10 protein-coding genes are annotated in these 14,812 nt (G+C 51.5%); all 10 read right to left on the bottom strand.

Annotated elements, in window-relative coordinates; translation table 11 throughout:
- Positions 1-23 precede the first annotated feature (23 nt).
- The 10 genes from ACJ8PN_RS03640 to ACJ8PN_RS03595 all read right to left on the bottom strand — a co-directional run bounded on the left by ACJ8PN_RS03640 (position 24) and on the right by ACJ8PN_RS03595 (position 14,621).
- Positions 24-3,599, bottom strand: coding sequence for a GT99 family glycosyltransferase N-terminal domain-containing protein (locus tag ACJ8PN_RS03640; RefSeq protein WP_411261787.1), 3,576 nt, complete (start codon positions 3,597-3,599; stop codon positions 24-26).
- Positions 3,599-4,924 carry an ABC transporter ATP-binding protein gene (locus ACJ8PN_RS03635; RefSeq protein ID WP_171453666.1) on the bottom strand — a complete coding sequence of 442 codons (1,326 nt, stop codon included), beginning with the start codon at positions 4,922-4,924 and terminating at the stop codon, positions 3,599-3,601. Before ACJ8PN_RS03635 ends, ACJ8PN_RS03640 begins: the two co-directional genes overlap by 1 nt.
- Positions 4,914-5,747, bottom strand: coding sequence for an ABC transporter permease (locus ACJ8PN_RS03630; RefSeq protein ID WP_089196820.1), 834 nt, complete (start codon positions 5,745-5,747; stop codon positions 4,914-4,916). The genes ACJ8PN_RS03635 and ACJ8PN_RS03630 overlap by 11 nt, the downstream gene beginning before the upstream one ends.
- A gap of 122 nt (positions 5,748-5,869) precedes the next feature.
- Positions 5,870-6,718: a glycosyltransferase gene (locus ACJ8PN_RS03625; protein ID WP_171453665.1), complete on the bottom strand. Its 849-nt coding sequence runs from the start codon at positions 6,716-6,718 to the stop codon at positions 5,870-5,872.
- Between the two features lie 170 nt (positions 6,719-6,888).
- Complete coding sequence (gene rfbD, locus ACJ8PN_RS03620; RefSeq protein WP_171453664.1) at positions 6,889-7,755, bottom strand: dTDP-4-dehydrorhamnose reductase; 867 nt, start codon at positions 7,753-7,755, stop codon at positions 6,889-6,891.
- Positions 7,755-8,288 carry a dTDP-4-dehydrorhamnose 3,5-epimerase gene (rfbC, locus tag ACJ8PN_RS03615; protein ID WP_004938850.1) on the bottom strand — a complete coding sequence of 178 codons (534 nt, stop codon included), beginning with the start codon at positions 8,286-8,288 and terminating at the stop codon, positions 7,755-7,757. Before rfbC ends, rfbD begins: the two co-directional genes overlap by 1 nt.
- Before the next feature lie 412 nt (positions 8,289-8,700).
- On the bottom strand, positions 8,701-9,717 hold the full coding sequence (galE, locus tag ACJ8PN_RS03610) for a UDP-glucose 4-epimerase GalE (protein ID WP_004938852.1): 1,017 nt from the start codon (positions 9,715-9,717) through the stop codon (positions 8,701-8,703).
- Between the two features lie 368 nt (positions 9,718-10,085).
- On the bottom strand, positions 10,086-11,462 hold the full coding sequence (locus tag ACJ8PN_RS03605; protein WP_442534619.1) for a TolC family outer membrane protein: 1,377 nt from the start codon (positions 11,460-11,462) through the stop codon (positions 10,086-10,088).
- Between the two features lie 2 nt (positions 11,463-11,464).
- Positions 11,465-12,796: an HlyD family type I secretion periplasmic adaptor subunit gene (locus ACJ8PN_RS03600; protein WP_015377237.1), complete on the bottom strand. Its 1,332-nt coding sequence runs from the start codon at positions 12,794-12,796 to the stop codon at positions 11,465-11,467.
- A gap of 52 nt (positions 12,797-12,848) precedes the next feature.
- Entirely contained in the window at positions 12,849-14,621 is a 1,773-nt protein-coding gene (locus ACJ8PN_RS03595) for a type I secretion system permease/ATPase (protein WP_031299834.1), read from the bottom strand.
- Between the last annotated feature and the right edge of the window lie 191 nt (positions 14,622-14,812).

Genomic DNA, 14,812 nt, shown 5'->3' with positions numbered 1-14,812 from the left:
CAAGACACTCGTTCTCTGTCTCGTTAACCGATGATCTCATGGATCGCTCTGCGCGACAGAATTCGCTTCACGTAGCGCTGAAAACGATAAGGCACCAATTTGACGCCCCAGGCCAATGTCGGATGTTTGCTCAACCGCCACAGAATGGCCAGCAGTTTTTCCTTACGGCCTTGCGGTGCAGCTGGCGTTACGGCAACAACTTCCACATAGGCAGAGGCATAAACGGATGCCAGCAGGGCTTTATAATCGATACGCCCCAACTCACTTTCCCGCAGCCAATCAGCCTGCAGATAACCGTCCCGATAGAAGTCCCCTACGCGTTCTGCGTGAGAAAGATCCAGCAATGCCGGCGCATTAGCACCCGCAAAGAAAGCTTGCGGATCGGCACGTAAAGAACGCCAGAGCTCGCACATTTTCTTGGCGGAAGTGTCCCAGGCAATCACCCGACTATCGCGGCGGCCGACAACACGCTCGCCGAAAGCGCCAATGTTCGGAACGACAACGGGAATACCGTACTCAAGCGCGATGCTGAGCGTATAACTATAAGTTTCAGGCCATTGAGCCGGGTACCAAATGACATCCGGCTTGATCTCATCCAGCTTCTGCTGCAGATCGCGGCTTGAATAGGCACCATGACCTTTGACGGCATCGCACAGAGGACGGAAAGCGTAGCCTAACAGATGAAACTCGATATCTTCGTGTTTCAAGTCATTGGCGACTTCATCCAACATCAATGCGCCTTTTTCACGGCTGATCGCGCCCAAAACAAGTACCTTCAGCTTCTGCCCCGGCTGATAGGTGGACTTGACTTCAGGATACGGAGCGGCAACTTCGTAATCCGGATGCCAGGCAATGACACTTTTTTGTGCGCAACTCGGAAAATCGCGCATAAAGCGGACTTGCGTATCGGCAGAAGGGAAAATAACCCGCTCGGCATTTTCGATCCATGGCAGCAGTTTTGCGCGCCATTGTTCCGCCGACAACCCGCCCGGAATCTGATAGTGTTCACTACACAGCTTATCGCGGGTAGCGACGGCATCACCGGCAAAAATCCCATTTTTATCGGTTAAGGTCGGATTCGCGTTCACGAAATAATAATCGTGAATCGTAATGTCATAGGTGCATGACAAGCTATTTTTCAACTCACCAATTTTATCGGCAACCCCGATCATATGATGGAAGTGAATGTGTCCAACGCCAATAAAGCGCAACAAGTTGACCAGCGTGTCATAACCATGGGCGACATCAATAATGAACTTCTCGCGGTATACTGCCTCGTTCGTATTTAACGATAATGCAACGCTGCGACCTTCTTCTTCCGGCGTTAACAGCAGGAAATGCGCCTTATCTTTATAAAATTTGACCAACTCATGCAAATGCTGGGTAACACCACCGCCCATCTTATGAGAGACCAACAAGACTTTGCTGACGTCTTTCTTGGCCAAAATACGCAGTAACATCTGTTGGCGAGCTTTTTTTGCCGGATCCTGAGCGATGAAATCCATCACATCTTTCGTGTAGTTGGGATGGAGTTCGTTCAACAGCTCCAGCGCTCGCGTTTTGCGCGGGTTCTGTTCGCCGGCGAAGCTCACGCCGCCTTTGTGATAAACAAAGACGTTGAGCTGATGAAAGTTGGGCCAACCTGCTTTTGCCGCACGCTGGCACCAGTCGTTTTCCTCACCATAACCTCGGCCAAAGGTTTCGACGTCAAAATACCCCACCTCGTTCAAACAATCCCGACGGATATACATGCAGAAGCCGACACCAGTCGGCACTTCCACCAGGTTGTTTTCTCTACCGTAAGTCGAGAACTGATCGTCCAGCTGCTGCACGTTCATTCCCATAAAGAGTTCATTATCTTCACAGAAATTAGGGAAGCTGCAGATGGTTGCATTGTTTGAAAACGGTGTGATGCTGCCGACCCGACTACGTGAATAAGCCGCTTCACGGATGCGCTCCAGCCAATCATTAGCGACTTCAACATCGCTATTGAGCAGCAAGACGTCCCGCTTCGGATTGAGCTTCATGCCACGGTTCACCGTCGCCACAAAGCCCAGATTTTGCTCGTTTTCAAGCAGCTTGAAACGCGCCGTTTCGGCCCGCTCACGTAGCCACAGGGTCAGCTCAGGCTCCGGCGAGGCATCGTTGATAACCACCAGTTGCGCCCAGTGCGGCAACGTCGCCAGAGCGGACTCAATACACTCCTGAGTCTCTTCCAATCCACCGTATACAGGGACGACGACGTCGACAATGATCTCTTCGGATTGCTCGCTGACCGTAGCCTCCAATGCGCCGACTTTTTCTTCCAGAACGCTGATCTCAGCCTGCTTGGCTGCCAATGCCGAGTTCAAATCTTCAATTGTATTCATTAAAGTACAAACAGTCCTTTCAACACTTCCATCTTCAACAATGGAAGAGGCCTTTTTTTCCATTTCCGCATCACGCATGCCATCACCACGGGTAATATAATAATTGACGTGTTTCGCTATTATTTCCGCTTCATCCGGGGAGGAAAGCCGGAAACGAATATAGTTGATATCAAACAATAACTCAAAAGGCACCAAATAGGAGAACAGGTAGAAGGCAAGGCGCTTTACCTTCTCTGTCTGATTGGCGACATTACAGAAAGCGTATGAGCAATCACCCAATACGGTCACGGGAATGTCCAGCAACATCGCTTCCAGGCCAACACTGGAGTTAATCGTCAGGATATGTTTACAACGCTGAATAAAGTCGATGCTGTTTGCCGAATGGTCGATGACATCATGCCCTTCCTGCAACGTAAAGCGACTGCCAGGATGGCTACGAATCAATCGCTTCCCAGGGAAAGTGAACTCGGCATAGTCCAGCAATGACTGATTATTGAACGAATTGCTGAACGCGATGATATTGGAATCATTTTCAACCTGAAGCGCAATACCGACATCAAACTTGTCTTCCGTTCGGTCTTCATCACCTTGAGGCATCACCAAAGGCTGGTTGGTAAAGAACTCGCGGAGTTGCTCCACTTGAGCGTTCATATTGAAACAGTAATCGCTACTCAGATAGCGTCTTTCCGCCTCCGTATTGCCGTTTACCCCGCTAAAGTCAAAATAAGCGGTCGACAAATACTCTGGCGAGCGTAATGGCCCCAACTCAAGGTTGACGACTTTAATATTCCTTCTTTTCGCTGCCGCATTTAAGGAAGGGCAATTACACCATGTCAATACGCACTCAATGTGGCTTTCCTGGCTTAATGCAGCAAACAGAACCTCCTCAAGCTCAGGAATCACCTCGGTGATGAACTTCTTAAAGAGCGCATCGGGGTTGTTAAAACATTTTGCCATGTAGTGATTGAAATACGACTCGTCAATCACACTGACTTTATGTTTATCGCTCAGCTGGCTCAGGTCGGGCAATTGGAAACCCAAACGCTTTTGCGAATCTTCCTCAAGCTCCCAACGTTTCTCACTTTCCCATTGTTCAAGAGAAGACAGGTAATCGTTGCCCATCATGAAATAAACGGGTTCTTTCATCGAGCTCAAGACGCGATAGAAAAACCACAAATAGGGTGCTTTAATGCCTCTAAAGGGATAAGCCGGTAAGAAAATACTGATCATTATGACACTCCATCGGCAACGATTTGGATTGGAGCATGGATCACGCCACCGAGCTCTCGTGAGGACCAGTACTTAATTTTTCCAATAGGCCTACGCTGATCGAGCTCTTCTCGCTCGCCATTATTAAAGCACGCCAGACCGCAGTGGATGAGATAATCGCCGGCGTTAATCGGCAACTTGACTTTGTATTTCAGCGTTTGCAAACCCGGTTGCAGCGTCAGAGGGTGACCGGCGCCTATGTTGTTATCCCCCCAAATATCGCCTCCCTGAGCGCGAGAAATCGAGATACCCAAAACAACGTCGCTGATTGTCTCGGAAGCCGCCAGGGTAAAGTTAAAGTACAGTTCTTCACCCGATTTGACTAAAGGCTTGTCAGCCAGGGGGGTGCCGTCACTTTTGATGACGGAGAACGACTCAATAATCGCCCGCGCGCTACCAAAACGTTTCTCATCCACGTCCGCATTGATCGACGCCTGTTGCAGGGCGCGGAGCTCCTCAATACCATACCTGGCTGAAGCATCGACGGAGGAAGATACTACCGGCTCCTGTTTCTTTTCAGAAAGCAGCATGCCCTTTTCATAAGCCAACACCGCGGCCAGGACATCCGTCGTATCACCGATCAGTTGGCCGTCGCTCATAACCAGACAGCGATCGGCGTATTCCAGAATGCTGCCGGTTGAATGGGTCACCATAATGATGGTTGTCCCCTGCTTCTTCAGCGCTTCCATCCTTTTAAAGCATTTATACTGGAATCCGATATCCCCTACCGCCAACGCTTCATCGACGATCAAAATCTCGGGATCAATACAGGCTTGCACCGCAAACGCCAAGCGCACATACATCCCGCTGGAATAGGTTTTTACCGGCTGATCGATAAACGCGCCAATATCTGCGAAATCGAGAATACTTTGAAACTTGCGATCGATCTCAGCCTTGCTTAACCCCAGTACGCTGCCATTAAGGTAGACGTTATCTCGGCCGGTAAATTCAGGATTAAACCCCGCTCCTAACTCCAGCAAGGCGGCGATTCGGCCGTTAACGCTGATGTCACCGGTCGTCGGTGTCAGCGTACCGCAAATCATCTGAAGCAGCGTGGACTTGCCCGCCCCATTTCTGCCGATAATGCCAACGGTCTCTCCACGGTTGATCGTGAAAGACACATCCCTGAGTGCCCAAAACTCACGGAAATAAGTACGGCTTTCTTTTCTCGCGACGCGCTGCAGCTTAGGGGCAAAGAACTGCTTCAGACGGTCACGCGGACGAGAGTAGATCTGGTAGCATTTGCTTAAATTGCTAACCTGAATCGCAACATCGTTAGAGGACATCTGCAAACCCCTTTCTGGTTTTCTGGAAGAAAGCATAACCCAGCCAAGCCACTAACATCGCGGCCAACGTATAGACCGCCAGCCCACTCCAGTTGGGCATCTGACCCCAGATCAAAATATTACGCGCTTGTTCGATGATAAATGTCAGAGGATTGAGCATAATCCAGATCCGATACTTCTCAGGCAGCGCGGTGATAGGGAAGAAGACCGGGGATAAAAACATCATTACGGTGGTAATGATTACCGTAGTCTGGCCGACATCACGGATAAATACCCCAAGTGAAGCCAGGATCCACCCCAAACCAAGGCAAAAAATGACCAGCGGCAAGAAGACCAACGGCACGAACACCAGCGTCCAATGCAAATAGCCGTTGAACAGGAAAAAAGCGCTAAGCAGAACCAGCAGGCTAATCAAAGTGTGGAACAGGGCAGCACATAAGCTGATCACCGGCAAGGTTTCCAAAGGAAACACCACTTTCTTCACGTAGTTAGTATTTCCCAGAATGATCTGCGGGGCACGGTTCACGACCTCAGCAAAAAAACCGTGAACAATCATGCCGACAAACAGAATCACGGCAAACTGGGTGCGGCTTTCATCTCCGCCGACAGACCAGCGAGCTTTAAAAACGACAGAAAAGACAAAAGTATAGACAACGAGCATAAACAAAGGGTTTAAAAACGACCAGGCCAGTCCCATCGCGGAACCTTTGTAGCGGCCGATCACTTCGCGTTTGGTCATCTGCAGAATCAGCTGCTTGTAACCCCATATGTTACGCACCAAGGAGAGCGGTGATATTGGTTGATTTTTATGCGGATTACTCATTCCCCTGCCCCCTGTATGATCACGGCAGTATGTATCACCGCCATAAACTCATTAAAAATAATCATAATCAATACCTTAATACTTTTAACTCGCCGTCTTTGCACTTTTTCTCGCGATGTATGCTACCGCTTGCGACCGTTTTCTTTCATAGGAATGCTCTTTAAGCATTGCTGGTTATATTGGCGCCGCTGACGATCAAAAAACCACCCCCACTTGCAAAAGTAGGCAACGGCAGAGCGTAAATGATGGCCCAGCAGCACCAGATTTTTATAAGACCCTTTGCCGAAGACATGTGTGATTTGCGCTCCCGAAAAGTAGATGATGTCGCTATGCGGCAAAGCCCGGCGACAGAGATCGACATCTTCCATATACATGAAAAAGCGCTCGTCAAATCCACCCAACTTTTTCAGCAACGGTGACGCTATCAGCATGAAACACCCTGACACGGTCGGTACGGCAAACGTTGAATCATAATCAGCAGCCTGGAGCTCATAGGCTGCATCCATCTTAGCCCCTAAACGGGGGATAAAGCGGCGCAACAGCAGATTCGCCGGCGTCGGCAGCAATCGGCAACTGTACTGAAAGCGGCCATCGCTGTAATGTATCCGCGGAGAGACAAACTGATGTTTCCCTTCGCTGGCGAACTGATGCAAACTTGCCAACGCGCCGACTTCAAAACTGATATCCGGGTTGCAGATCAGAAAATACTCGCAGGAGTCAAGGTAGCGCTCCATCGCCAGGTTGTGCCCATGACCAAATCCGCCATTTCCCTTAGCAGAGATGCAGCTGATACGGGCATTATTCAAGGCATCGGCCCAATCGGCACCGCCATTATTGACCAGAACAATCTTATCAACGCAGCGCTCCGCCAAAAGAGACGTCAAGGTGCCCGCCACCTGCTCATAGCTGTGGTTGAATAAAACGATAGATGCAACGATCTGAAATTGAGATTTTTCTTGGTCTACAGCCATGCTGTATCTAGTTCCTAAACCCGTAATTTACCGCAGTCACAAAGTCATGCCATTAGGGTGGTTAAAAGACTGAACGTCAGGCCCATAAGCGATGTTAACATTTCATCAACATGCAAAAACGCCAAAGGGGATAACATTATCCCCTTTAATCTCATCCATTTGAAGGATCATCACTGAGATAATATCTTCTGGAGTACAGTTTTAAGTTGCTGTTCCCATGGGCTAGGCTTCAGAGCCAGCGCACAGATCTTGCTGGTGCTCAGAATCGAATACGCTGGCCTGGATGCAGGCGTTGGATATTCATGGGTTGCGATAGGTTTGACACTCACCTTATGCGGATAGCGCGCTGATGCTTCCGCCTCCCGGAAGATGGCGCAAGCAAAATCGAACCATGAAACAGCGTTATCGCCACAGTAATGATAGATGCCATAAGGCAATTGAGGATGGGACAGCATAGCGATGACCGTCGCTGCAATGTCTCCCGCATAGGTTGGGCAGCCGAACTGGTCGCTCACCACGCCCAACTCCCCTCTCTGCGCGCCGACTCGCAGCATGGTTTTCACGAAGTTGTTACCGTACTCGCTGAAAACCCAGGCCGTTCTGATCACGACGGTTTTCGGATTAGCTTGTAATGCTGCCCGCTCACCCTCGAGTTTCGTCTGCCCGTAAACACTCTTGGGTGAACAAGGTGTCTCTTCACAATACGGTTCCGATGAAGTGCCGTCAAAGACGTAATCGGTCGAGATATGTATGAAAGGAATATCTAACTTCGCCGCCGCAGCAGCGAGGAAGCCGGGGCCGAACGCATTGATTGCCCGAGCCTTTTCAGGTTCCGATTCCGCTTTATCCACCGCAGTATAAGCCGCAGCATTGATAATGGCATCCGGTACTAGCTGCTCAACCGTCGCCGAGACGGCGGCGGAGTCCGCGATATCCAATTGCTGGCTGTCCATCGCCACCAGGGTCCAATTGGCAGGGAAACGATCGATAATACAGCGCCCCAACTGCCCTGCAGCACCGGTCAAAAGTACACGCATTAAAAAAGCTCTCTAAACAGTTTTCCCTGCAGATCCTTTGGCGACAACAGCGGCTCGCTGACTGGCCATTCGACACCTACTTCCGGATCGTTCCACAGCAGGCACCCTTCATTACTTGGATCATAGTAATCAGTGCATTTATATTCAAAATCAGCCGAGTCCGAAACTACGACAAAACCATGGGCGAGACCAGGCGGAACCCAAAGCTGGTTTTTGTTCTCTTCGGACAGATAGACGCCAACCCACTTTTTGAACGTCGGCGACTCAGGACGAATATCGACGACCACATCGTAGACCTCGCCGCGTACTACCCTCACCAACTTGCCTTGCGGTTTTGCCGTTTGAAAATGCAATCCCCGCAAGACGCCACGCGCTGAACGGGAGTGGTTATCTTGTACGAACTCCGCATCAATGCCGAGCAGCTCCTGATATCGACTTTTTTGGAATGTTTCCAAGAAAAAACCACGCTGGTCGCCAAACACTTTGGGTTCAATCAGCTTTACACCTTCAACCTGCGTCTCTATCACTTTCATTAGAAATTTACTCACGAAAAACGTTACCCAGAGACCTAGAATTATGCTTATAAACACGCGCCGCCACCGAGTTTACACTTCACGTTTGAGGTCTTTTTGAACGAACCTTAAACAAACTCGCGTGCATATGACAGAAATAATATAGGGTCCGCGAAGGTCTGAGAGACTAGCACAATTTGCAAAAACATCCGACACCGTAACGTAAAAAAATACGCTTAATTTGTGCGGTTCTCGTTCAAAGATGAGATTTAACTCAATGGTTTTAAAATAAAATATAGGAACTTTAGTAGGAAATTCTGATGTGCTTTCTAAGAGACTGCTTACAATTTATCAAGTATTACTTACTGATTGCCAATAGGCGTTTGTGCCCCCCGTTTATCCTTTCCGATAAACGGGGGGTTGAATTGCATGCTCAGCGCTGAAAACCCTTAGGATTTTTCTTCTGCCAGTTCCAGGTATCACGCATCATATCATCAAGGCCCCGACGAACTTTCCACCCCAGCTCCTGATAAGCCAGATCGGCGTTCGCCCAGAAGGCAGGCAGATCGCCTTCGCGACGCGGTAATATTTGGTAAGGGATCGTAACCCCCGACGCTTTTTCGAATGCCTGAACCATCGCCAGTACCGAGTGCCCTACACCCGCCCCAAGGTTATAGGCCTTAAATCCGCTGAGCGTCGGCAGATGATCCATCGCTTTCAGGTGGCCTTCGGCCAGGTCCATGACATGGATGTAGTCACGCTCTCCCGTCCCATCGGTCGTCGGATAATCCCCGCCGAAAATACCCAGCTTTTCGAGTTTGCCGATGGCTACCTGCGAGATGTAGGGCAACAGGTTATTGGGAATACCGTTAGGATCTTCACCGATCAACCCCGACTCATGGGCGCCTACCGGATTAAAGTAGCGCAAGGCAATAATCGAAAATTGCGGCTCAGCCTTGGCGACATCTTGCAGGATCTGCTCCACCATCAGCTTAGACGTGCCATAAGGGCTTGTCGTGCCGCCGATCGGTGTCGTCTCGACATAAGGCACCGGTGAATGGGCACCATAAACGGTAGCGGACGAACTAAAGATAAACGCATACACGCCGGCGCGGCGCATAGCGTCCAGTAACACCAACGTTCCGGTGACATTATTCTGATAGTATTCCAGCGGTTTACGCGTAGATTCCCCTACTGCCTTAAGACCGGCGAAGTGGATCACACCGGTAATCGAGTGCGCTTCAAAGATACGATGCAGGCATTCCGCATCCTGAACATCGCCTTGGTAAAACACGGCGGCTTTTCCCGTCAGTTTCTCTACGCGGTGTAAAGACTCCGCTGACGAGTTCGACAGATTGTCCAACACCACCACCTCTTCACCGCGCTCCAACAGCATCAAAACGGTATGTGAACCGATGTAACCGGCTCCGCCAGTAACTAAAACCGCCATACAAACCCCTCACTCGCGCCCAACGCGCTCAAGAAAAACAGCCGCCTAAAGCCACAGGCCTATTTTAAATAAAACGTAGAATCACGCATCCTTTTCGGTCATCAAGAGCTTACGGCTCATCGACCGTAAAGCACCATAAACGGCAACGGTTCGTTCTCTCTCGCCACGCTCTCTGCGTTATCACGCAGCTTAACTGCGCCGGAGGCAGCGATTTAATACAACCGGTTGATACAGCGCCATGGCCCCTCTGGCAAACGAACGAAAATCAGACACGCGGCCACCGACCGATAACATAACGCAACAAAACAAAAAGAGCAGCTTAGCGCTGCTCCCTTTCAGATAAATACTTGCCTCGTCGCAAAACCGGATTAGCGACTGCGGGAAAAATACTGCGCGACCCGCATAACATCTTTTTCATCCAACGTACCGGAGTCGCTCAGCAAGGTGATCCATGATTTGATGTAGGCGTACTTGGCGGAGGCCAGATCGCGTTGGGCGCTATAGAGCTGCTGTTCGGCGTTGAGCACATCGACGTTGACACGTTGCCCGGCCAGCACGCTCTGCCGAGTCGCCGTCACCTGTGTAGTAGCCGATTGCACCGCCAACTCATAGGCCGCCACCTTGGCGCGGCTGCTGATGCACAAATTGTATTGCTTGCGCAGATCGTTGAGCGTGGTGCCCGTCTGTGCATCCATTTCATACATCGCCTGGCCATAGCGCGCCGCCGCCTGCCGGGTCGACGCCGAAACGCCGCCGCCGGAATAAATAGGCATGCTGACCTGCACGCCGATGCTGTCGGTACGGTATTTCTGGTTAACCGTATTATCGCTGCTGGAGTCGTTTTCCGAATGCGAAGCATACAGCTGCACCTGAGGCATAAAGCCTGCACGATTCCTTTCGACATCATACTTGGCTGCATCCACGCCATGACGCGACGCGGCCAGCACCGGGTTGTTCTCCAGCGCGATCTTCTGCCACTCTTCGAACTTGGATGGGATCAGCGGTGCCACCTTGAACTTACCCGGCCGCAAGACCTGCAATTCATCCAGTTGGTTCAGCGGCATGCCGATAATCACTTCCAGCTCGCGCTGTGCGGCGTCCAGCGCGTCGCGCGCTTCAATTACCTGCGCTTCGGCCAGGCTGTAGCGCGCCTGGGTTTCCGATACGTCGGTAATGGTGCCTTCACCAGCGCTCATCAGGCGATCGTTCAAGGTCAGCTGTTCCTTGTAAGCCGCCTTTTGCGCTTCGGCCAACGCGATTTGATCCTTGGAATAGGCGACTTCGACATAGGCGTTAATCACCCTAACAGCGAGATCCAGCAACTTGCCGCGATAGCGCTCGTCCGACATCATCGTCTGTGCCACGCCGGCTTTGTAGCGGGCGTACGCTTCATAGTCGAATAGCGGCTGCGTCAGCGTGATCGAACTGGAATAACTGCGATATTGCTGCCGCCGGGTGACCTCCGAAACATTACCGAAAAAGTCGCCCTGCGGATACTTTTGCGTCTGCCAGTTGCGCGGTGAATTCTGGTAGTTCAGCGATACCTTCGGCAGCAGCCCCGCCCTGCCGATGTTTTCGTTTTCATCTCCCGCTTCTTTCTCTTTTATAGCCGCCCGGTAGGTCGGGTCCTTCTCTAATGCCAGCGAATATGCGTCTAAAATCCCTATCGAATAAACCGGCGCAGATATCGCAAACAAAAGGGTGCCGATAACCAGACCGGCAGCCTGTCGTTTTGATTGAATCAAAATTATTCCTCGGTTAATGAAGTATGAGCGCGATCCAAAATAGGTTTAAACAGATAACTCAGCAGCGAGCGTGAGCCCGTTTTCACGAACACCTCGACCGGCATCCCCGGCTTGATGTCCTCGCCACTGAGCATCTTCATGCCCTCCGGCGAGACCGTGACCTGCATCTGGTAGTAAGGTTCTCCATTGGCTTTGTCGACCAGGCGGTCGGCGGAAACCAACGTGACCGTCCCCGGAATTTTCGGGGTTTTGTTTTGGTTGAAGGCGGTAAACATCAGATCCACCGGCAACCCGTTGTACACCTTGTCGATCAAATCGACTTTCAGGCGAGAATCCACCACCAGCGTCGCCTGGCTGGGTACAACGTCCATCAGGTGGTCACCCGCTCCCACGACGCCCCCCTGAGTGAAAATATTCAATCCGACCACAGTGCCATCCACCGGAGAGGTGATGGCGGTGTTGCCCAGATCGAAGTCGGCCATTTGCAGCTTGTTGCGGAACTCGCTGGCGTCCATTTGGGTTTGCGCCAGTTGCGTCCTGACCTCGCGCTGATAGTCGGCGAAGCGCTGATCGATACGCTGCTGAGATTCCTGCAGCTGCTTTTGCAATTGACCAATCCGCCCGATGGTTTCATCGATGCTGCTGTTCACCTCAGCGAACTGGCGCTGGACTTCCAGATAACGGTTGCGCGGCAAATAACCGTCCGCCGCCAGTTGCTTCATGCTGTTCATCTGCTCACGCAGGCTGGAAAGTTGGATCTGCTTGTTGGCGCGCGAATCCTGCAGGCCTTTCAACTGGAAGCGGATCCCATCCATCGACTGCTTATAACCGTCAATTTCACTTTGCAGCCCCTGGCGGCGAGAGGCGAACAGCTGCGTTTGCAACGCGATGATTTCGGCCACGCGCGGCTGATCCTTAACCTGGGTGAAAACAGGGGAAAAAGTGACCTTGCTCAGACCATCGCGTTCAGCCAGTAAACGCCCTTCGGTAGCCAGCGTGGTGTAGTACTGATCGCGCAGCGAATCAACCTGAGCCTGTGCCTGCACCTGGCTCAATTGCACCAGAACCTCACCGGCTTTCACCTTGTCGCCGTCTTTCACCGCGATATTCTTGATGATGCCGCTGGCCGGGGCCTGCACCGTTTTGCGGTTGCCGGAAACGGTTACCGATCCCGGTGATGCCACCCCTTTATCCAGAGGCGCGAACGCTGCCCAGACCAAAAATCCGAACAGACCAATTCCCACTACCAGCCAGCCCATCCGGGTAAACCGCCGTTCATCCTGCGGGATCTCTTCAATATACGAGTCTTGCGGCTCGCCAATATGCGTCGACATACCAACTCCTTTAAACTGCAGACGGCAATAAAGCCATCAGGCAATTCACGGCTTAATTAATTTGCGTTTTTGGGATATTGCCTTCATCCGGCTCAGAATTTACCGCCCTCACCGCTTGCTGGGGCTGTTGCGTCTGCGCTTTTTGCGCATTGGCCAACGCCTGAAGCACTTGTTGAGTCGGGCCGAACGCGTTGACGTTGCCATTCACCAACAGCAACAACTTGCTGGTCATCGACAGCAAATTGGTGCGATGGGTAATCAGAACCACCGTTTTATTACGTTGCTTGAGGAACATAATGGCCTGGTTCAACGCTTTCTCGCCTGCATCATCCAGATTGGAGTTAGGCTCATCCAATACCACCAGCGAAGGGTCGCCGTACAAGGCGCGCGCCAGGCCGATACGCTGTTTCTGTCCACCGGACAACCCAGCGCCACCGTTGCCGAGCACCGAATCGTAGCCGTTAGGGAAACGCAGGATCAGTTCGTGCACACCGGCCAGCTTAGCGGCTTCAATGACTTTCTCTGAGTCGATATCGTTAAAGCGAGCGATATTCTCGGCGATAGTCCCGGCAAACAGCTCAATGTCCTGCGGCAGATAGCCGATATACGGCCCCAATTCATCCTTGTTCCACTGATAGATGTCGGCATTATCCAACCGAACAATCCCTTCACTGACCGGCCAAATGCCGACCAGCAAACGCGCCAGCGTCGACTTCCCTGACGCACTCGGGCCAATGATCCCCAGCACGTCACCGGGCTGGATGGCAAAACTCACGTTATGCAATACCGCATCGCCTTTGGAGCCCGGCGGCGTGGCGGTGACGCCTTCTACTGCGAGTACCCCTTCCGGACGCGGCAAGGACATACCGGTACCTCGTTGCGGGTGCGTTTCCAGCAGCTTGACCAACCGGCCATAAGAAAGCTTCGCCGCGCTGTAGCTCTTCCAGACGTTAATAACCTGCTCAATCGGCGCCAGCGTTCGCCCCATCAGAATGGAGCCGGCGATCATCATACCGGGCGTAATGTGCCCATCGATCGCCAGCCAGCCCCCCAGCCCCAGCACCAGCGATTGCAGCGACATGCGCACAAACTTGGTGATCGATGTGACCCGCGATGCGCGTTCGCTGGCGATACGCTGACTGTTCAAAAACCGCTGGTGCAGACCGAACCACCGGCGTTTCAGGTTAGGCAACATCCCCAAAGCCTCGATCACTTCGGCATTTCGCAGATTGGTGCTGGCCAGCGTACCGGACATAATCGACAGCTTGCTGGCCTCCGCCAGCGGCTTTTTCGACACCATTTCGTTGATCACCGCCAATGCGATCAGCAACAGCGCACCGACCAGGGCGAAAAGCCCCAACCAAGGGTTAAAGAGGAATATCACCAACAGATAGATCGGAAACCACGGCGCATCAAAGAAAGCGAACAGCGCGCTGCCGGTAAGGAATTGGCGCAGATTGGTCAAGTCGCTCAGCATCTGGCCGGCGTCAGACGAACCGTTTTTCAGATTCGCCTCGTAGGCCGCAGTGTAGACTCGCGTGTTGAGACGCATATCCAGCTGACTGCCGATACGGATCACCACCATGCTGCGCACGTATTCCAACAGCGACATCATGCCGAACATGCCCAGCATGATCAGCGTCAGCATCAACAGCGTGATTTCATTACGCGAAGGAAGCACCCGGTCGTAAACCTGGAGCATATAGATAGAAGGAACTAGCATTAATAAATTAATAAATGCGGTAAATATGCCAACGGTCCAAAAAACCTTACTGCGAGTCCGTATAACATCCGCAATTTCATTGCGCGGTATAAATTGATTCACTTTCTGCCCTTACATCATGTGCACTGTCAGTCCAATCCGCATTGATATTTATGAGATTAACCTCACAAAAAAAGCCCCAAACATGCTCAAGACTGCAGATGCTTTTCATTAACTATAGATACATATATGTAATTCCAGCAAGGCTGGCAGATGAAAAAAACATGTACCAAAAAGAACAAAAAAAAACAATA

Origin of the sequence: Serratia sp. CY76391, from assembly GCF_052166695.1 — a bacterium.
In the GTDB taxonomy this organism is placed as follows: Bacteria; Pseudomonadota; Gammaproteobacteria; order Enterobacterales; family Enterobacteriaceae; genus Serratia; species Serratia nematodiphila.
This window is presented reverse-complemented; position numbering and strand designations above follow the sequence as displayed.

Coding starts and splice junctions, on each gene's coding strand:
- ACJ8PN_RS03625 (WP_171453665.1), bottom strand. CDS start 6,718: ATGGCTGTAGACCAAGAAAAATCTCAATTTCAGATCGTTGCATCTATC.
- ACJ8PN_RS03635 (WP_171453666.1), bottom strand. CDS start 4,924: ATGTCCTCTAACGATGTTGCGATTCAGGTTAGCAATTTAAGCAAATGC.
- rfbD (WP_171453664.1), bottom strand. CDS start 7,755: ATGCGTGTACTTTTGACCGGTGCTGCAGGGCAGTTGGGGCGCTGTATT.
- ACJ8PN_RS03630 (WP_089196820.1), bottom strand. CDS start 5,747: ATGAGTAATCCGCATAAAAATCAACCAATATCACCGCTCTCCTTGGTG.
- ACJ8PN_RS03600 (WP_015377237.1), bottom strand. CDS start 12,796: ATGTCGACGCATATTGGCGAGCCGCAAGACTCGTATATTGAAGAGATC.
- rfbC (WP_004938850.1), bottom strand. CDS start 8,288: ATGAAAGTGATAGAGACGCAGGTTGAAGGTGTAAAGCTGATTGAACCC.
- galE (WP_004938852.1), bottom strand. CDS start 9,717: ATGGCGGTTTTAGTTACTGGCGGAGCCGGTTACATCGGTTCACATACC.
- ACJ8PN_RS03640 (WP_411261787.1), bottom strand. CDS start 3,599: ATGATCAGTATTTTCTTACCGGCTTATCCCTTTAGAGGCATTAAAGCA.